At 43.2% G+C, this 19,759-nt stretch carries 13 protein-coding genes; all 13 read right to left on the reverse strand.

The annotated features are described in order from the left end of the window. A complete protein-coding gene (locus QEP08_RS19260) occupies window positions 1–804 on the reverse strand; it encodes a glycosyltransferase family 2 protein (RefSeq protein ID WP_285060312.1) in 804 nt (267 codons plus the stop codon). Next, complete coding sequence (locus QEP08_RS19265; RefSeq protein ID WP_285060313.1) at window positions 794–1,903, reverse strand: hypothetical protein; 1,110 nt, start codon at window positions 1,901–1,903, stop codon at window positions 794–796. The genes QEP08_RS19260 and QEP08_RS19265 overlap by 11 nt, the downstream gene beginning before the upstream one ends. A gap of 59 nt (window positions 1,904–1,962) precedes the next feature. Then, window positions 1,963–3,255 (reverse strand): EpsG family protein, encoded by a 1,293-nt coding sequence (locus tag QEP08_RS19270; protein WP_285060314.1) that lies wholly within the window; start codon window positions 3,253–3,255, stop codon window positions 1,963–1,965. Further along, window positions 3,243–3,836, reverse strand: a complete 594-nt coding sequence (locus QEP08_RS19275; protein WP_285060315.1) for an acyltransferase — start codon at window positions 3,834–3,836, stop codon at window positions 3,243–3,245. The genes QEP08_RS19270 and QEP08_RS19275 overlap by 13 nt, the downstream gene beginning before the upstream one ends. Before the next feature lie 93 nt (window positions 3,837–3,929). Then, window positions 3,930–5,453 (reverse strand): flippase, encoded by a 1,524-nt coding sequence (locus tag QEP08_RS19280; RefSeq protein ID WP_285060717.1) that lies wholly within the window; start codon window positions 5,451–5,453, stop codon window positions 3,930–3,932. Continuing rightward, window positions 5,404–6,447, reverse strand: a complete 1,044-nt coding sequence (locus QEP08_RS19285) for a Wzz/FepE/Etk N-terminal domain-containing protein (protein ID WP_285060316.1) — start codon at window positions 6,445–6,447, stop codon at window positions 5,404–5,406. The genes QEP08_RS19280 and QEP08_RS19285 overlap by 50 nt, the downstream gene beginning before the upstream one ends. Window positions 6,448–6,469: 22 nt before the next feature. Beyond that, on the reverse strand, window positions 6,470–8,992 hold the full coding sequence (locus tag QEP08_RS19290; RefSeq protein ID WP_285060317.1) for an SLBB domain-containing protein: 2,523 nt from the start codon (window positions 8,990–8,992) through the stop codon (window positions 6,470–6,472). A 26-nt stretch (window positions 8,993–9,018) separates the two neighbouring features. Then, window positions 9,019–10,155: a GDP-mannose 4,6-dehydratase gene (gene gmd, locus QEP08_RS19295; protein WP_285060319.1), complete on the reverse strand. Its 1,137-nt coding sequence runs from the start codon at window positions 10,153–10,155 to the stop codon at window positions 9,019–9,021. 98 nt (window positions 10,156–10,253) lie between these two features. Next, window positions 10,254–10,940, reverse strand: a complete 687-nt coding sequence (locus QEP08_RS19300; RefSeq protein ID WP_285060320.1) for a hypothetical protein — start codon at window positions 10,938–10,940, stop codon at window positions 10,254–10,256. 499 nt (window positions 10,941–11,439) lie between these two features. Next, window positions 11,440–14,853 (reverse strand): efflux RND transporter permease subunit, encoded by a 3,414-nt coding sequence (locus tag QEP08_RS19305; protein ID WP_285060321.1) that lies wholly within the window; start codon window positions 14,851–14,853, stop codon window positions 11,440–11,442. A gap of 23 nt (window positions 14,854–14,876) precedes the next feature. Next, entirely contained in the window at window positions 14,877–15,977 is a 1,101-nt protein-coding gene (locus tag QEP08_RS19310; RefSeq protein WP_285060322.1) for an efflux RND transporter periplasmic adaptor subunit, read from the reverse strand. A 14-nt stretch (window positions 15,978–15,991) separates the two neighbouring features. Continuing rightward, window positions 15,992–17,338 carry a TolC family protein gene (locus QEP08_RS19315; protein WP_285060323.1) on the reverse strand — a complete coding sequence of 449 codons (1,347 nt, stop codon included), beginning with the start codon at window positions 17,336–17,338 and terminating at the stop codon, window positions 15,992–15,994. 85 nt (window positions 17,339–17,423) lie between these two features. Beyond that, window positions 17,424–19,703 carry an ATP-binding cassette domain-containing protein gene (locus tag QEP08_RS19320; RefSeq protein ID WP_285060324.1) on the reverse strand — a complete coding sequence of 760 codons (2,280 nt, stop codon included), beginning with the start codon at window positions 19,701–19,703 and terminating at the stop codon, window positions 17,424–17,426. Window positions 19,704–19,759: the final 56 nt, after the last annotated feature.

The raw sequence follows: 19,759 nt of genomic DNA on the forward strand, positions 1-19,759 counted from the left end.
CTAACGCAATTTAACTATAAGGATCCTGCGAACATATTTGACCAATGAATACAAAACTAGAAAAACATATTCTATTCTGCCTATAATTTTTAAGTTTAAGCCGTCCCGTAGGTTTTTCAATTCCCCCAGTTCCATTTGTTTCAGATTTGACGACAAGCCTGAAAATCCGAAATCTGGCTTACCCCCGCCTGTGATGACCAGACTTTCATTTTGCAGGACACAATGATTGTCTTTACAGACCCTGATCCAGTAATTGCCCTCTTCTGCATATTTTTGGGTCTCGTCAAAATACCCTACAGTATCCAGGATTGTTCGCTTAAATAATGTAGTAGGTGTTATTAAAAATGTTTTATATAACAGCAATCTGGACGATATATGTGTTAAATAGGAGAACTTTTTGAACAAAAACCGGCTGAAATGCTCCCCGTTTCTTGTTGAGCCCAAAAAATCTATATGCGGGTTATTTTTAAATATTTCAATCTGGATCTCAAGCTTTTTTGGCAGCCATTCATCATCCGAGTCCAGCAAAGCGATATAGTCGCCTTTGCTTTGTTTCATCCCCGCATTTCTTGCAGTAGAAACCCCACCATTTGCTTTCCTGATCAGCTGAATGTTCATTTGCGGATTTTGCCCGGCAAATTGCTCAACTAGTCCCGCAGAACCGTCGGTAGATCCATCATCGACTACAATTACTTCCAGATGGGTATAAGTTTGAATGGATACCGATCTCAATGTATTTTGGATCGTTTTTTCCGAATTGTACATCGGAATAACCACGCTTACTAATGGTCTGTTATTTTGCATGAATAAATGGGATTAATTGTTCATGTAGTTTTTCTTTGACATAGTCTATGGTAAAGTTGTTCTGGTACGCATTGAGGTTATGCTGCATTTCAATATAGTCCGCTTCCACATCCTTATTTAAAATATCCCTGATCACTCTTTCCATTTCATCAATATTCCTGCACAAATAACCCACAGGGCCCGGTGCTTCACTAAACAGGGACTCAAAGCCCTGATTTTTGAAAGATATGATTGGAATCCTATGGTGTATTGAATCAAGAATTGCTCCGCTGCTGCAGAATTTATAGTTTTGATCGCTATAAAAGAAGATGGAATAATCTAAACCGGCAATTTTTTCATTGAACAGTGATTTTGGCAACATTTCGCTATCGTTTTGATATTCAACTAACCCATTGTTAAATTCATCGATATTGGCGGTCATTCCAATAATTGAAAAGCTGAGCTCATTTCTTTTGATCTCATATTCAAATATTTTGGCCAGGGTAAATAAGAGTTGTGTATTTTTCTCTGTACTTGCCACCCCTATATGTCCTATTCTAACTGGAAATTTAGCCGTTTTTTTTTGCTTGTTCAGGGCATCGAAAACGTAAGGATGATTGACAGCATACAGCTCATCGCCGGATAGTATCTCTTCTCTTATTAAATTCTTTTTAATCGTATTGGACAGGACCAGATATTTTGTTTTTCGATCTTTCATACTAAAGCTCCAGCTGAAAAATTTCCCGAGCCAGTTCCTTAGTCTTGTCTTATTTTGCTGGATAAAGTCGATATCGCCATGAAGTGTAATGACAACTTTTTTTTCAGGATAAAATCTTTTGATCAGCTTATAGAAAAAGCTGGTGATGGGTGACAATGAACAAAAGAAAATCAGCGATTCTTCGGGTGCTGTCCTCAGCAGGGCGAAGACGTTATTGAATTCATGCCAGATCTTGGCAATCCAGGCTCTTCCGCCAACTTTGGGGTGAACGTATTTCGGAATAAAAGCTACAGGTTTTGTCAACACGGATTTCCCTTCAAGTTGAATGAGTTCAATCTGTCCCCGGTCTCCAAGAAATGTGACTTCTGTAAATTCCTCAAAACCGGAAAGGATTGTGAGCATCGACATATTATACATGAAATGCTCATTATTGTTCCTGTAAAAATCAGCAATAAAAATTTTCACCTTACTTCAAAACTTAAATATTCGTATACATTGGAGGTTAGCAGGTTTTTCCAGGAGTTGTCAAAGTAGGAATTGGCATAATTGACGTCATCCGAGGTCTGAACGGCCAGGAGTTTTACGTTGGAATAGGTAAAGAAGCAGATCGCCACTATGGCAATGCTATAGCGCTCAACTGCCCTAAACTGCGTCTTTAATGTGAATATGATGACCAGCATATAAAATGGATAAAGGCCAAAAACATACCTGATAAAGTTATGTACATTACCCCGGTTGATCAGCAAAATCATAAAGCTCAGAAATAAGATCATCAGGATGTTCTTCTTTATGGGCTCGTACTCCGGCAGAATGTTCAATTTTTTTGTTCTGTAATAATCATAAAATAAAGGCAACAGCAGCAAGATGTAAAAGAAAAATGTGGAGTAGATCCTAAAGCCAATTGTCCATACTTCCACATTCTGATATTCTTTGGCGGTAGCCAGTAATGCGCCACCCGGAAGAAGTGAAAGGATACTTGTCAGTATTACATTGAAGTTGAAAAAGGAAAGTACAATGGAAATAAAGAATAATAGATAGATGTTTTTTATGAACAACCGGTTGTTATAAAAAAAGAAAACCGGAAGCAGCATTATGGACGACACATGGACAAGCAGTGCTACCAATAACCACAGCAGGCTGTGCTTTTCATTCAATAACTTCTTTGACAGGGCATAAAAGAAAATTGAAACTGAAGCGGATTGTTTGATGATCTCTGTTATGGTAAAAAAAGGCATGATGCCAATTAGAAATATAAAAATCAGCAATTTTGTAACCAGAGTCGGAACCGGTCTGGCATATAAACCCGATAGCTTATATACCCCCATTAAGGTAAAAAAATAAGTAACTGTTACCCAGAACATAATGTGTACCTGAACGTTTAATGGAAAAACTCTGGATATTAAAAAATTGATTACATAAAATACAGGGTTACTCCCACCATCGAGGACCATCAGCACAAAGAAACTCCCTATGGATTCGATGTCACTTACAACGGTATAATAGAAGTGGTATCGTGCAATGTCCGTTTCGTCAACACCTATCGATTGACCGGTGTAGGCAATCAGACCGAATGTCAATGATGCCATAAAGATGATAAACGTATCTTTCCACTGCGACTTTTGTTTGAAAGATATCCAGAGTGGCAATAACAATAGTGCTCCGACAAGAGGGGAAAAAAACCAAACTGAAACTACTGAGATGATGAGAATAAGATCGAAATGCTTCCTGGTCTTAAACGAATCTACTGCTTCCATGTAATATTCTCCCTTAAAATTTTAGCTTCCGGTCCGCCATAAATTGTCTGCTGCCCCTCAAGTTTCTTTGTCACTACTGTGCCCGCGGCAATTACATTCCCCGGACCAACATGGCTGCCCTTCAAAATAGTTGAACGACATCCTATCCAGACATTATCGTCAATTTTGATGCATTTCGGTGCATTTATTACAGCTCCTTCGGCATTTAAGATTGCATGAAAATCCGTATCCATAATCAGGACATCCCAGGACAGAAGGCATTTTTTCCCAAACTCAATCTCTGAATATGATACAATTGCGCTATTTGCGGTAACCTCAAAGTCAGGTCCGAAAATGATCCTGCCGGTTTGGCCAACTGATATTTTTGTCCCCTGTCCAATCCAGGCTTTACCTTTAAAAACCACGAGCCCTTTAACTTCCCAAATGCCTTTTGAACGCCTTCTGTCAAACAGGGCCATATCACCGTAGCCAAGCCTCACCACACCTGTAAATATTGGCCCTTCGATTCTTATTTGTCCCTCAGTGCATTTCAAAAGCACATTTGATGAAACAAGTACTGGTAAACGAATTGCCGTTCTCAAAGGAAAATATTTCAGATTGAAATATACTGACCTAAAATTGATCATGCCTAAAAAACGAAATATTTTACCGATTTTTTCCAAATTTCTATGTTATTAGACGTTGGTGGTTTTGTTGTTTGACCATTTCATTCGCAAGGCGTGTATCTGATTCAGGACGCGTGGATTTCTGATGACAAACATTTGTAAAAATACATATATTAATCCACACACAGGGACTGCTAAAAGGCATATATACATCGGATACGGACTTGAAAACTTTCGGATCAGGTATACCGCTGGCAGGAACAAAATGGAAACGGCCAATGTTTGAAAGGTGAGCTTGAAGTCAAAATTGATTTTGATCACCTTTTGGGAAAAGTATATCAAGCCGATCATAACAATAGTCTCTGAAAGCAAATTTGCAATCGTTGCCCCGATGTAGTGGAAATGAGGTATGAGAGAGAAGTTTAAGATGAGGCTGGCAATAAGCCCCAGGAAAACTGAGATTGTAACGTAGGAATCTTTGGAAGCGGGCATCAATATTTGTACAGCCCATATATTGCTAAAGCCAATAACAAGAATGACAGGTGCAAATAGTTGCATGGGCAATATAGATTCCCGGAATTCTCTACCAGAAAACAAAACAATCAGTTCAGGTGCAAGCGCAATTAAACCCACTGTTACGGGTACACCTATTACGATCACAAAATCAAAACTGTGTTTGGCCAGCTCACGTACCTGATCTAAGTTATTGTCTTTAAAAGCATTGGCAATTTGAGGGATCATAACTGTACCGAGTGCTGTCACTACGGGGATCGTTATTTTAATGATTCTCGAAGCTGCCGTATAGTATCCAACAGACTGGTAATCAACCAGAAAACCTAAAATAATCGTATCCAGTATTGTATAAACGCTTATTGCGGCAATGGTACTGAAGATGAGCAGCAACGGCTTATAATGTCTTTTGAGGTTAATTAATTTAACGGTACTGAAGTCCAGGTATTGGCGTGCGGTCCACAAATTCCATAAATTATTCAGTACTATCCCCGCAACGGAAATTCCCAAATAATAAATATCATCAGAGCGTTGCTTTACCATAAAAAACAATAGTAAAAGGCAGATCCCTCTCACAATTAGTGACCTGATCGCAATGAAGCGGAAGGCTTCCAAACCTGAGAAAAGCCAGTCCACATTACAACAGCTCAGTAACAACATGAAGACTGCAACGATGTAAAAATTCCGATCGGTATACAATGAAGGAACAATTATTACCACCGATGCGTATATGATAAACATCAATAAACTGGTTACAAAATTAATCGTAATCAATTCAGTAACAATCCTTCTCAGATCAACAGGGTCGGCTCTGTGCCTGACCACCTCCCTGATTCCGTAAGCAGGTATGCCCAGCGCAGCAAGTAAGACAAAATAAGCAGCAAAATTTGTAACAAACTGTACCTTGCCAATTCCTTCCGGGCCCAGTACCCTTGAAGCATAGGGAAAGGTAATGACGGGAAATAAGATGTTGCTAATTGTAAGTAACAAATTGTAAAGAAAATTTTTCTTTATTGTTCCCAAAATTATGTGGTTACTTTCTGATGATAAGATATATAGCAGATAGAAGGCCGAAAAGTACACTGGCAATAATTGTGCTTGATAACTTCCCCGCTTTTTCCTCGTCTAAAGGCAAGACAGGCTGATCTATAATTTGAATCAATGGGGTTTCTTTTCTCAGGGTAATTTTGGACAGCTCCAGATTTTTTAAAAGTTCTGCCAGCATTGCTTTATTTGCTTCTGCGTTGAACTGCGACCGTTGTACTGATGCACGTAATATCTGCCGGGTCGGATTTAGATTAGGAGTAGCGTCAATGGTTGAGGCTCCTGATATGATGGCCCCGTTCATTACCGCTCTTACGGAATCTGTTTGCTGCTGCAGTACGGCCAGGTTATCCAGGGATTTTTTCGTCTTAGTCCGGATATAAAATTCATTTACGGTTGATACTACTTTTTCGGTTAGTGCTTTTGCAAAAAGCTGATCTTTAGATTTAACGCTTACTTTTATGATGCTTGATTTCTTATCGAGTTTTTCTACGGTTAAATACCGTTTATTAATCTCTTTAATAACTTCCCCCAAAATGCTGTCCTGAAGTTGCGTAGGCTGCCCCTCAGAAGAAAAACTCAGATCTTTTAGTCCGGGTTCATTTTCCCACTTTTTTCTAAATCTGTTGAATTCCAGATACCTGTCTATCAGTAACTGGTTCTTGCCTGCAAAATTGAAGGAACTCAGCAACACGGTCTGTAACATCCGTCTGGACTTGTAGATCTCAACAATGTTTTCACTGGTAAACATTCCATTACTTGCCCCCCCCAGGTCAATACCGATCATACTGGCAATATTGGCATATTGACCCAATCCCCCGCCTGGAGAGCTTGATTCCTCGAGTACAAATGTTGTATTTGCAGTATAAACTGGTTTGGTAAGCAGGGCGTACAGGAATCCTGTGATCCCACCTATTACCACAAAAATAGTGATAAACAGCCATCTGGAGATTAAATAATTGATCCAGGTGCGTATGGTCGAGGCCAACTCACCCAGAGAAATTTCTTCATTGTTATTTTGTGGCTTATCCATATTTTATTTGAACCTTACAAATTTACCTAAGCAGCGTTACAACTATTGCGGCCAAAGATGCCAGCGCGGTACTGATTCCGATCCAGTTTTGCGCGCTCAGTTTTTCCCTATCCGCACGTTTTGGAACAAGGATCTCTGATCCGGGCTTAACCTGCGGGTAATTATTGAAAAACAAAAATCTGCTGGCTGCCTCAACTGAACCATTCGCATATTTTATATATGCGCCTCCCCTTAACGCACTGGTGGTAAATCCACCGGCGCCATTCACGTATTGTTTAAAGCTCTTGCCTGATGAATAAACAATGCTATTGGGATTTAGCACTTCTCCTGTCACCTTAACGGTTTGCAATTGTCTTGGTATCCGGATTACATCTCCGTTTTCTACAATCAGATCATATTTCCCTTGTGGTTTTTTTAAAATCCTTTTTAAATCAATACCGACAAGATCTGATTGGATGAGTTTTATCTCCTCTTCCTTTTGCAGGACGTCTTTCGCACCAGCCTCCTGCGCACGTTTCAGGTTCAGAAGCTTTTTATTTTCCTCTTCTGTGTTATCAATAGCATTTTTATCACCTGGATTCACTTTTTCTGCACCCGGCCTTTTTAGTGAGGCACCGTCCACATAGGCCAGCGGGGTTAGTCCACCCGCCCTTTTGATCAGGTCTGAAATCTTTTCATTTTTATGTGTAATCGTATAAATACCAGGGTATAATACTTCTCCCTCTAATTTAACTTGTTTCTGAACCTGATATCCCTCTGAACTGCGAACAGAGATTACATCAAAAGGCTTTAATATGAACTTAGGACCTAAAATTCTCAGTTGGGGGTCAACATCAATTATAAAGACTTCTGCCGTGCGTGCAGACATGGAGGTCGCGTCACTATTTTTAACCCGCCTTGACACTTCAATCCGATTTGGTGTAGCCCCTTCCTTAAAGCCGCCTGCTTTCTGGATTATGTCCCCCAAGCTTATGCTATCGGCGTATGCCATGGTTCCCGGATACCTGACTTCTCCCTGGATATCAATCTTATAGTCATCTCTCAAATCAAATAAAGATGATATGGTTACCTTATCTTCTCTTTGTAAGGTAATATCAGGCTCTGCTCCTGAGATTATCTTTGAAAGATCAAATGAGATCAGTGCTTGTGTATTGTCTGGATTCAAACGGTTGATGTATGCGCGGTTTAGGAAGGCATCTTCTTTCAAACCATTGGCTTTTGCAATCAGTCCCTTCAGTGTTAGACCCTTATCTAGTTCATATTGCCCTTCCCGGAATACAGCTCCGGCGATTTCAACACGATTTTCGAAGCGATCGAGTATGGTTTCCACAACATATTTATCTCCGTTTAAAGGGCTATATTTTACAAACTCATCTGCGGGAATATCGGTGATCTTGCGTTCCCTATTGGTGTTTTGCAATACTTTGATCTGGGCTGTATAGGCCTCATTAGAAAAACCTCCGGCAAAACGAATGACGTCTTCCAGTGATTCTGTATTTAGGACTTCAAATAATGCAGGGCGTTTTACTTCACCTGAAACCTCCACGCGGGTTTGATATATGGGGACATTGATTACATCCTGATCCTGTAAACGGATATTATTTTTCTGAATGCCATTCAACAGGAAATCATATACATCTACTGTCGACACCACTTTGTTGTTCCTGATCACCTGAATCTTACGAAAAGACCCATTTCGATTTGGCCCCCCTGATTCATATAAAACGTTGAAAACTGTGGATAAGGACGGGATGCTATAGGAGCCCGGCTTGACAATTTCGCCGACAACTGTCACCTTAATGGTTCTGATGTTGCCCAATGTCACTGCGACATTTGAACGTCCGCTCCGCAGCGCAGGATAGGTCCTGCTCATAGATGTCCGGATCTTGTTGGTCGCCTGCTCAATGGTAAGCCCGCCCACCGCAACCAAACCCACGTACTGCAAACGGATGTTGCCGTCCGGACTAACTTTCAGTTCATAGCTGATGTCATTGTCTCCGGTCAAATCAATAAATAACTCGTCATCCGGCCCGATAACATAGCTTTTCGGTGTAGCCATTCTCAGATCAGGCTCAAACGTAAGATTGGTACTTTTGAAAAGATCAGCACCAAAGACCTTTGGTCTTAGTCCATCAAGTATATCCTGCTCTACCGCCGTTGTATCGTCATCAATTTGATTCTTTCCCAGGAGACCTTTAATCTTGCTATTAGTGGTATCTCTATTGACGATCCTGGATCTGTCCAGGTCTGTCGGCACCGCTGTACCTTTATCCTTACTTAATTCTCCCCCTCCATTTCTTATTTTTTCTACTCTGGCCCTCAGTTTCTTAATTTCCGTGGCTTTCATACCCTGGGCGGACGCCAGCTGTTCCAGCTGTGCGTCAGAATAACCAGCAGATTCTGCCCGCAGCATCAACTGTCTGATCTGCGCATCGGTAAGTTCATCAACTTTTACATCCGAATAATTGGTCTGGGCCAATGCAAACTGAGAAAAGAAAATGGCAATAAAAAAAAGTACTGCAGCGATTATTCTATTAAACTTCATAGGGTACAAGAGCGTTTATATATCGGTTATTCAAAATAATTAAGTGTTCTGAAACCTCCTTGTTTCAAATATTCATCTTTCTTCATTAAATGCAGATCCGATTGAACCATATCCTTCACCAACGCGGGAAGGTCGTATTTGGGTTTCCAGTTTAATTTGGTATTTGCCTTTGTCGGATCGCCAAGCAATAAGTCTACTTCCGTAGGACGGAAATATTTCTCATCGACCTGCACCACAATTGTGCCCGGTTTTAGATTTACATCGTCCAATCCCAGCCGGGCAACCATTTCGGGGTCAACATCAATAATCACGCCTCTTTCATGCTGATCTTTGCCGCTAAACTCCACTTCAATACCCAATTCGGCAAAGCTCATTTTTACGAAGTCCCTGACTGTAGTTGTAATCCCGGTTGCGATGACATAGTCCTCAGGTTTCTCCTGCTGCAGGATCAGGTACATTGCCTCAATATAGTCTTTAGCATGTCCCCAGTCCCGCTGAGCGGAAAGGTTTCCCAGGTAAAGACAGCCTTGCAGACCTAAGGCTATTTTTGCTGCGGCACGGGTGATTTTACGGGTCACAAAGGTTTCACCGCGTAAAGGACTTTCGTGGTTAAATAAAATCCCGTTGCATGCATACATTCCATAAGCTTCCCGGTAGTTTACAGTAATCCAATAGGCATACATTTTTGCAGCAGCATAGGGTGAGCGGGGATAAAAAGGCGTCTTCTCACTCTGCGGCACTGCTTGTACCAAACCATAAAGTTCGGATGTTGATGCCTGATATATTCTTGTTTTTTTCTCTAATCCAAGGATCCTCACTGCTTCCAGCAACCTTAATGTCCCAATACCATCTGCATTTGCCGTATATTCAGGCATTTCAAAGCTGACGTGTACGTGGCTCATCGCGGCAAGGTTATATATCTCATCAGGCTGCGTTTCCTGGATAATGCGGATCAGGTTCGTAGAATCTGTCAAATCCCCGAAATGAAGTTTAAAATTTACACCTTGCTCATGCTGATCCTGATACAGATGATCAATCCGTTCTGTGTTGAATAAAGAAGACCTCCTTTTCAGACCATGCACAAAGTAACCTTTCTTTAACAAAAACTCTGCTAAATAGGCACCGTCCTGGCCTGTGACACCGGTGATTAGGGCAACTTTCATTGGAATGATCTTTTAAATTTTATGGCTGCAAACATACACAATTATTTGTTTTATAGGGAATCTCAGGTCATTCAAGGTGGCCTGAAGAATACTTAAAACTACTTATTACTTCCCAGGTGGACCTGAATTCCGACTGAGAACGGATTCAATAAAAATTCTGCCTTATAATATCTTTTGAACGTCTGTGTATTGGCCGCATCACCCAATGTTGTTTCCTGCCGCTCATAAGAATAAAAGAAATCCAGGTTTCCTTCGGCAAAAAAGGAAATCTGATCGGTAATGCTGGCTTTTATTCCCAATACGGGGGTCAAAACAAAGCCTGTTTTAGAGGCTTCTACCTGAATACTGGCCATCTCTGAGGCCTTTAATTCATTCCTGTTTTCGGTTTGCCCTGAAAAGGTGTTGGACCGGTAACCGATGTCTATGGCAAAATAGGGCTGAATCCTTGCATAATTAAAATTCTTTTCAAATCCCACCTTAAATGAATAATCCACCAGCTTGCCATTGGCTTCTTCACAAGTGGCACAATTGTTAAAGAATTGCTTCGATTTGTTATAATAAGTTCCGTTTAGCCGGTAGCTGATCTGGTTGTCATTGAACTTTACCATGACACCATTTAGTGTACTATTGGTAAAATACTTGGACCCTGACTCGTTCAGTATTTTTGGCATCTGCATCACCGTATAACCACGGATCCCGATACTGTAGTTATAGTCGCCGCTCATCTGCGCAAATGCTGCTGATGTGCCTGTTAAAAATAAAACCAGTAGTAAAGTATTCCTCATAAGCATCGCTGGCAGAATATCATCCCACTCAAAAGTAAAACAATAATTCCATTTAAATCAAATAATTTACAAAGCCCTTTAAACAGAAAAAGAAGGGCTAACCCTTCTTTTTGTTTCCAATCCACACATACCTGTTGGTGGTACACTTAGGGCACCAATAAATTCTTAATGGAAGAAACCCCAGCAAATGCTTTAGTACAAACCCCCGCGGCACCTGATAATGAAAATCCGTGTTGCACTTTCTGCACTTGTAATCCTGATAGCTCATTTGGTTAGAGATTGTTAATACGTTAATATAGTTATGATCTGCAAAATAAAGGAAAATCAGTAATATAAACTTCATTTTATCTTCATGTTATCTTTATATACGTAAAAATTTAACTAAAGGTTTGCGGTATTGCCAACATTCGTTACAAGGCCCGATATGCAGGAATAAAAAAACGGGACTGGTGATTGACCAGTCCCGTATATATCCAGGTTATCTAAAGCGATAAAAACGTTAATTCTCTGTAGTTTTTGGCAACTCTTCCGTTGAAGACTTAGAAGACAACATCTTCTTAAGCCTTTTTTTGTTATTGTCAGCGACCAGATACATACATGGCACCAACACCAATGTCAGGAAAGTTGCAAAACTTAACCCAAAGATGATGGTCCAGGACAATGGTCCCCAGAATACTGCATTGTCTCCTCCAAAATACAAATGCGGATTAAGCTCTGTAAAGAGTGTGACGAAATCCAGGTTCATGCCCACAGCCAGCGGGATCAGTCCCAGCATGGTAGCGGTCGCAGTCAGCAATACAGGCGTCATCCTGGTACGGCCAGCTTCAATTACTGCCTCGTAGACAGGCATACCCTGCCCTACCATCAATTCAGTAAATTCTACCAGCAGGATTCCGTTTCTGACTACAATACCCGCAAGGGCTACGATGCCCAAACCGGTCATTACAATTGAAAGGTCCATACGGAAGATGGTAACACCCAGCAGCACTCCGATGATGCTGAATAGAATTTCGCTTAAGATAATGATCGGCTTGCTGATCGAATTGAACTGCATCACGAGGATGATCAGGATGATGAACAATGCGCTGACCATAGCCGTACCCAGGAATGCCGCAGTTTCCATTTGCTCTTCCTGCTCGCCGGCCATTCTGATCTCTACTCCTGCAGGTGCCTTAAATTCATTGATCTCCCTCTGGATATTGGCCACTACTTCATTCGGATTGTATTCTCCAAGCACATTGGAAGAAAGGATAATGATCCTTTTCTGCTGCTTACGTTTCACACCGCCGTAGGTATTTACATAATCAATTTTTGCAAAAGAGGATATCGGCACCTGCCTGATGACCCCGTTCATGGCCATATCCCGGTAGGTAATTTTGATATTCCGAAGTGCAGCCAGGTCATTTCGCTGACCTTCTTTCGCCCTTACGTAGATGTCATAATCGTCATTGACGTCACGGTATTTAGATACTTCATAACCAAATAACGCTGTGCGCAGCGTATTTCCGATCGTCTCAGTTGAAATGCCTTCCCTGTTTGCCCGCTCCCGGTCTATGTCAAAAATTACTTCCGGATTGTTGGCGTGAAAATCAGAGCTCAGTTCTTCTACACCCGCAATTTGCTTTTTATCCAGGTGTTTCTTTAATCTGTCAGAGGTAGCGGCGATTGAATCCAGGTCATCACCCGTGATCTCAATACTGATGGCCTTAGCCGTAGGCGGGCCGCCCTGTTCCTGGGCCACAGCTATCTTTGCACCCGGGATACCTCTTACTGACTTACGGATCTTATCCAGATAAGTAGCTGTACTTTCTCCCGTTCTCAATCCGTAAGATACGAACGCGATGGTTACTTTACCCTTATTTGGATATTCGCCCTGATCCTCCGACTGGGGGTCGGTCACGCCGACGGTCACATTCGAGATGATGGAGGATACGTCGGGGTTATTACGGCCCACAACTTTTGTCACCCTTCCCTCTACCTCTTGCACCACCTTATCGGTATAAGCCTGATCGGTTCCTACCGGCATGTCAATATACACATACACAAAATTCGGATCAGCCGTTGGAAAGAATACGACCTTGGGCGGTACCATGCTTACCAGGATCATGGTAAAGAAAAACAAGCCAACTGTGCTCCAGATCATCGTTCTTGGACGTTTCAGCGCCCAGGTCAGCAAGCCATTGTATTTATTGACCACTTTTGGCCAGATCACGTTCTGGAACTTCTTGATCACACCCGTGAGTACAAAATGATTCAAGAGGTACAACAGCGCGAGCAATACTAAAAAGTTGCCCAGACCAAAGTTGATCAGGTAACCCAATAAGATCAGTATGGCAAACACTATTAATGTGATCCTCACCCTTTTAGTAAAAGTAGGTCTTTGGTCCTCATGATCATCATGCGGTTTCATAAAATCAACCGCAAAAACCGGATTGATGATATAGGCTACGATCAGTGAAGCGGTTAAAGTCACGATCAGTGTGACCGGCAGGAAATACATGAACTCACCGATAATCCCTGGCCAGAACAATAACGGAAAGAATGGAGCCAGTGTAGTCAAAGTTCCCGAAAGCACCGGCAGGAATACTTCACCCGTAGCAGTCTTGGCGGCTCTAACGATGGGCGTTCTGCCATTGTCAAAGATCCTGTGGGTATTTTCCACCACCACGATTGCATCATCGACCACGATACCGAGTCCCAGCAGAAAGGAAAACAATACCATCATGTTCATGGTAAAGTTAAAATCAAACACTCCGCCGAGTACCGGCATTGACAGGAAGGCAATGAACATGGAAAGCGGCACGGAGAGGGCTACAAATAGTGCATTGGTCACCCCCATAAAGAACATCAGGATGAGTGTCACCAGGATAAACCCGATGATGATGGTATTGATCAGGTCATGGAGGGTGATGCGCGTCTGGTCTGACTGGTCACCTGTGATGGTGATGTTCAGCTTTTCAGGTACCGTTGTCCCCTTCATCTCCTTTAGCATCGCGTTGATCTTATCGGAAGCTTCGATCAGGTTTTCCCCGCTACGCTTCCTGACATTCAGGGTAATTACATTTTTACCGTACAGACGGGCATAACTCTTTTGCTCCTTGAAATCGTCTTTAACTTCGGCAATGTCTTTCAGGTAAACCGAGCCTCCAGCCGCTGACCTGATGACCAGGTTGCCCAGCTCTGTGGCATCTTTGAATTCCTTTTTGATGTTCAGACTACGGCGCATGCCATCCAGCTTTACCTCACCGCCGGTCATGGTTTTATTTTCAGCGCCCACAGCAGCACCAATGTCATTGAATGAAATTGCAGCTGCCTCCATTTTGGGAATGTCTACGTTGATCTGGATTTCCTGCTCCAGCGCACCAACAATATCGACTCCGGCGATCTCCTTCAGTCCTTCTATTTTTTCCTCGATGTCATCGGCGTATTCCTTCAGTTTTTTGAGGTCATAATCACCCGAGATGTTGACATACATGATTGGCATGTCTGAAAGATTGACATCCATAATGACCGGATCCTCAGGCAGATCCTTGGGCAGGTCCGACTTGGCTTTGTCTACTGCGTCCTTAATCCGCTGCTTGGCATCCTTGATGTCTACATCCGCATTAAATTCAGCAGTAATGGATGAAACATCCTGGTAAGAATTGGAGGTTACTTTTTTTAATCCCAAAGTACCTCTGATCTCTTTTTCCAGTTGTTTGGTCACCAGATTCTCCATATTGGCGGGTGAAGTTCCCCGATAGTAAGTATGAACGAAGATCTTGGGAATGATCACCTCCGGAAAGTTCTCTTTGGGGAGGCTCTGGTAGGAGAAATAGCCCATGATGCACAATATGCAGGTAAATACATATATGGCCGTCCTGTTATCTATGGCCCAACTGGATGGGCCAAACTCTTTATTTACGTCTTTCATATTCAATTCAAATTTGAATCAGCTTATATTTTAACAGCATCGCCGTCGTTTAGCTCCTGGAAACCAGTCACGATGACCTTGTCCCCGGCTTTCAGGCCTGAGACCACTTCGGCCTTGCCTTCAGATGTTTTGCCGCTTTTGATGTCGGTCCTTTTCGCTTTTCCGTTTACAGCAACATATACGTATTCGCTGGTCTCCGATCTTTGAATGGCATTCACCGGCACAATCAGGGCCTTACTGTTTTTATAGTCAACAATCTTGAGCACAGCCAGCATGTTTGGTCTGTATTTTTTGTTGGACGGCAGCTTCACTTCTACGTTGAAGCCTCTGGATACCGGGTCGATCACTTTAGCGGCAAAACTGATGCGCGTTTTAAAAGTGTCCGGCAAATCCGGCAGGTTCACTTCTACCTCATCTCCTTCATCTACTTTACCCGCGTAATTTTCGGAAACCAGGGCCTTCACTTTGAGGTTGCTGGCATTGACGATCCGGATGCCGGTTGGTGTGCCCGGCATTACCGATTGGCCCAGCTTCAATTCCATGGCGTCAACCGTTCCGGAAATCGGGCTTTTGATCTTATTCATGGCAGATTGCGACTGCAGTCCGGCCAGTTGCTTTTGAAGCCCTTCCATTTTGCTTTTTTCGGTCAGGTACTGGACTTCTGTACCGATCTTTTGGTCCCAGAGATTTTTCTGACGGTTAAAGACTGTTGTAGCCAGTTCCAGCTGGGTCTGCATTTGGGCAATACTCTGGCGAAGCACTTTGTCGTCGATCTGGGCGAGTACTTGTCCACGGCTCACGTTCTGGCCTGCTTTCACATAAACAGCAGTAATAGCCCCTGCGATCTGAGGGGTGATCTCGACATTGTCAACGGCGTCAACCTTACCCTGAACTTCTACATAGTTCTCAAAGGTTGTTTCCTTCATTTCTTCAGCGGCGACTTCTTTGACTTCCGCATTGTTCTTATCAACACCCAGCTCTGTTTCGAGTCGGGCTATTTTATCATTAAGTGCTGTACGCTCCTTCTTTAGCTGGTCCAGCTCAGTTTTCTTGTCTTTAGGTTTTTCTCCTGATGAGCAGGATGCTAAAAAAAGTACGATGGCAAGGGTATATAAGGTCTTCATATTTTGGGGTGGTTTTAGTAGTTAATTTTTCCTGTTGCTTTATCCAGATCCACTTTATTGATCAGCAGATCGTATAGCGCTTTGATGTAATTATTTTCTGCCTCTTTTAAGGACGATTCTGCGGTGGTTACCTCCAGGCTAGAGCCAACTCCCTGTTGATACTTGATCTGTGCAACGCGAAGGATCTCCCTGGAAAGCTTCAGGTTCCGGTCTTGATTATCGGCAGAGCGAAGGCTGTTTTCCAGCAGTCTGCGTGTGGTTGCAACTTCTCCGTTGATGTTATTTTTAAGGTTAAACAGATCATTTCGCGTTTTGACTACCGCCAGCCTGGCATTGCGCACATCATAGATCCGCTGTCCGCCCGTGATGATGTTCCAGGTCAGCTTCAGTCCAATCACTGAAGTCGGAAAGTTCCGGTCATACAGCTCCGTAAAACTGTCTGACTGAAAGCTTTTTGTTGCGCTTGCAAAGCCGCTTAATGACGGCAAAAATCTGCTCTTTTCTTGTTTCAGGCTAAACTCATTGATCTTCTGTTGTGTCTCAAGCAGTGAATATTCGATTCGTCCTTTGTAAGAAGCAGTATCTTTTATAACATTCACAGTGCTTGCCTTGCGGACATCAATGATTTTATCAGTGGTCACAAGTCTTGCTTCCACCGGCATGCCCATCTGGAACTTCAGCATGTCCAGGTTTACCGAAAGCATCCTGGTCACGTTTTCAAGATCTGTTTCCTGATTGTTTTTCAGAACCTGCAGCCGGTCCACATCTATTTTTTCTGAAAATCCATTCTTGAACATAGCTTCCGCTTCAGTTAGTGACTTTGTGAGCCTTTTCAGATTGGCATCCGCCAGCGTAAGTTGTTCCGCACTAACCAGGACTGAATAATAAGCCTTTGTAACGGCAACTGCTGTTTCAATCTTTGTTCTGGTTGTTAGTCTTGCAGATAGTTCTTTATACGTTTTAGCGGCTTGCAGACCTACAATATAGCTCCCGTCAAAGATCAGCTGGTTGAGCTCTATGCCGGCTGATGAATTGTACTTTACACCAAATTTGACAGGTATCTGTGTTCCGGGCTGTCCGAAAAACTCTCCGGGAAGTAAGTTCGTCGGAACCTTGAGGAAATCCTGAAAATTGAAGTTAGCGGATACCTGGGGCAATCCTATCGCTACAGTTTTTTTCACCGTATTCTTCGCGATCTCCTCATCTACCGCAGCGTTGAGTACGGCTGTTTGATGAGCCAGCGCATAATCGACAGCTTGCTTCAGGCTGAAGCTGTAATTGAGCGAGTCCGCCGTCTGGGCGCTGGTCGCCATACTGGCAGTTAAGAGCAAAAAGCTAATTATATATTTTTTTTGTTTCATAATCAATACTTTAATTTCAAAGATAATTTGCTGTTGTTAAAAAGCAAGGGTGTGATTCTGACAAATAACGGGTTGATTCTGACATTCATGACCTGAGTTCTCCTTCTGTTTTTAATTGCGCTGCAAGATATCTGCCTGTCAGCGAACCCGGATCATGCAGCAAGTCCGCTGGCGTGCCGGTAAAAATGACCTCTCCTCCTTTTTTTCCGCCCTCAGGCCCCATATCTATGACCCAGTCCGCATTCCGGATCACATCCAGGTTGTGTTCTATCACAATTACTGAATTTCCCCCATCTACCAGGCGGTTCATAATTTCAAGCAGGTGACCGGTATCAGACATGTGCAGCCCGGTTGTAGGCTCATCAAGCACATAAATACTTCCTTCTTTGTGCAGGTTGCTGGCAAGTTTGATGCGCTGGCATTCTCCTCCTGAAAGCGTACTCAATGGCTGGCCAAGCGTGAGGTAATCCAGACCCACATCATGAATGGCCTGCAGTTTACGTTTCAGGTCTTTCTTCTCAAAAAAATCAACGGCTTCCTCGGCTGTCATCTCCAGGACTTCAGTAATGGATTTACCTTTTAATTTATATTCCAGGACTTCTTCTTTAAACCTCTTGCCGTTGCAGGTCTCACAAATGGTTTTCACGGGCTCCAGAAAAGCCAGGTCAGTAAAAATAAATCCTGTTCCCTGGCAGTTTGGACAGGCGCCTTTGGAATTGAAGCTAAACAAGGAAGGGCTTACCCCGTTCTCTTTGGCAAACAGCTTTCGGATGTCGTCCATGACCCCGGTATAGGTCGCCGGGTTTGAGCGGATAGAGGTACTTACTGCCGACTGATCGATGATGATGGCTTCAGGATATTGCTTCACAAAGATGCCGTTGATCAAAGAGCTCTTTCCTGAACCGGCCACACCTGTGACGGCAGTAAAAACACCCCTAGGAATAGACACCGTGACATTCTTAAGGTTGTGCAATACCGCATTGCTGATGATCAGCTGGCCCGTAGCTTTCCTGAACTCCGGTTTTAGGGGAAGCTTTTGGCTCAGAAATCTGCCGGTCAGCGTTTTTGCCTGTGCCAGCCCGGCCACTGTTCCTTCATAGACAACTTCGCCTCCGTGTACCCCCGCTTGCGGACCAACATCGACGATATGGTCTGCAATGCCGATCACTTCCGGATCATGTTCCACCACCAGGATCGTATTTCCTTTGTCACGAAGCTGCATCAGCAATTCATTCAGGCGATGAACATCACGGGGATGCAGCCCAATGCTGGGCTCATCAAATATATAGATCATGTCTGTCAGACTGGAACCGAGGTGCCTCACCATTTTAATCCGCTGCGATTCCCCGCCAGACAAGCTGCTGGTTTCCCGGTCCAGGCTCAGGTACTCCAGCCCGATATCAACCAGGTGCTGTAAGCGCATGATCAGGGCTGAAGTCATTGAAACCGCTATGGGGTCGTCAATTTCCGCGATGATGCGGATCAGTTCATCAATCTGTAAGTGGGTAAGCTCGGCAATATTATAACCATTGATCCTGCAGCTGAGCGCCGCCTGGCTCAGCCGTGTACCTTTACACAATGGGCATGGCGCAAAAGCGATGAAACGCTCGAGCGTAGCCCTGACGGATTCGGAAAGCACACTGGTATCCCGCTGAATGTACATCCGGTTAAACTTATCGACCAGACCTTCAAACTTTCCGTTGATGGGCAGGTTGTCGTGCATCATCGGCACTTTCTTGCTTTTCCCGTGCAGCAAGGTTTCCCATTCGGTTTCCGTATAATCGCCCAGTTTCTTGTCGTTGTCAAACAATCCGGAGTAGAGATAGGTATTGAGGTACCAGCTGCCTACAGAGAACGCTGGAAACAGGATCGCCCCTTCGTTCAAAGATTTTGACTTGTCCAGGAACTTATCCAGGTTCAGTTTTACGGTTTCTCCAAGGCCATTACACTCGGGACACATGCCGGAAGGATCATTAAATGAAAAGACATTGGAATAACCGATGAATGGCTTCCCGATCCTTGAAAACAACAACCGAAGCACCGCATAAATATCCGTAATGGTACCAACGGTAGACCGGGAGTTTCCGCCGAGGCGTTTCTGATCGATCACAATGGCAGTAGAAAGGTTTTCGATGGAGTCTGCGTCCGGCTGTCCGTATTTTGGCAGGCGGTTACGGATAAAGGTTGAGAAAGTTTCATTGAGCAATCTTTGCGCTTCAGCGCCAATGGTTTCAAACACAATGGATGATTTTCCGGAGCCCGATACGCCGGTAAATACGGTGATCTTTCTTTTGGGTATCCTAAGGGAGACATTCTTCAGATTGTTCTCGCGCGCTCCTTTAATTTCTATAAATTCCTGCTTCATAAGTTTCGGGGTTACAGCTCAACCAGAATAAACGCTCTTCTCAACAAATTTGAATA

The sequence above is a fragment of the Pedobacter ginsengisoli genome (assembly GCF_030244015.1).
In the GTDB taxonomy this organism is placed as follows: Bacteria; Bacteroidota; Bacteroidia; order Sphingobacteriales; family Sphingobacteriaceae; genus Pedobacter; species Pedobacter ginsengisoli.

Coding starts and splice junctions, on each gene's coding strand:
- QEP08_RS19260 (WP_285060312.1), bottom strand. CDS start 804: ATGCAAAATAACAGACCATTAGTAAGCGTGGTTATTCCGATGTACAAT.
- QEP08_RS19265 (WP_285060313.1), bottom strand. CDS start 1,903: ATGCTCACAATCCTTTCCGGTTTTGAGGAATTTACAGAAGTCACATTT.
- QEP08_RS19270 (WP_285060314.1), bottom strand. CDS start 3,255: ATGGAAGCAGTAGATTCGTTTAAGACCAGGAAGCATTTCGATCTTATT.
- QEP08_RS19285 (WP_285060316.1), bottom strand. CDS start 6,447: ATGGATAAGCCACAAAATAACAATGAAGAAATTTCTCTGGGTGAGTTG.
- QEP08_RS19290 (WP_285060317.1), bottom strand. CDS start 8,992: ATGAAGTTTAATAGAATAATCGCTGCAGTACTTTTTTTTATTGCCATT.
- gmd (WP_285060319.1), bottom strand. CDS start 10,155: ATGAAAGTTGCCCTAATCACCGGTGTCACAGGCCAGGACGGTGCCTAT.
- QEP08_RS19300 (WP_285060320.1), bottom strand. CDS start 10,940: ATGAGGAATACTTTACTACTGGTTTTATTTTTAACAGGCACATCAGCA.
- QEP08_RS19305 (WP_285060321.1), bottom strand. CDS start 14,853: ATGAAAGACGTAAATAAAGAGTTTGGCCCATCCAGTTGGGCCATAGAT.
- QEP08_RS19310 (WP_285060322.1), bottom strand. CDS start 15,977: ATGAAGACCTTATATACCCTTGCCATCGTACTTTTTTTAGCATCCTGC.
- QEP08_RS19315 (WP_285060323.1), bottom strand. CDS start 17,338: ATGAAACAAAAAAAATATATAATTAGCTTTTTGCTCTTAACTGCCAGT.
- QEP08_RS19320 (WP_285060324.1), bottom strand. CDS start 19,703: ATGAAGCAGGAATTTATAGAAATTAAAGGAGCGCGCGAGAACAATCTG.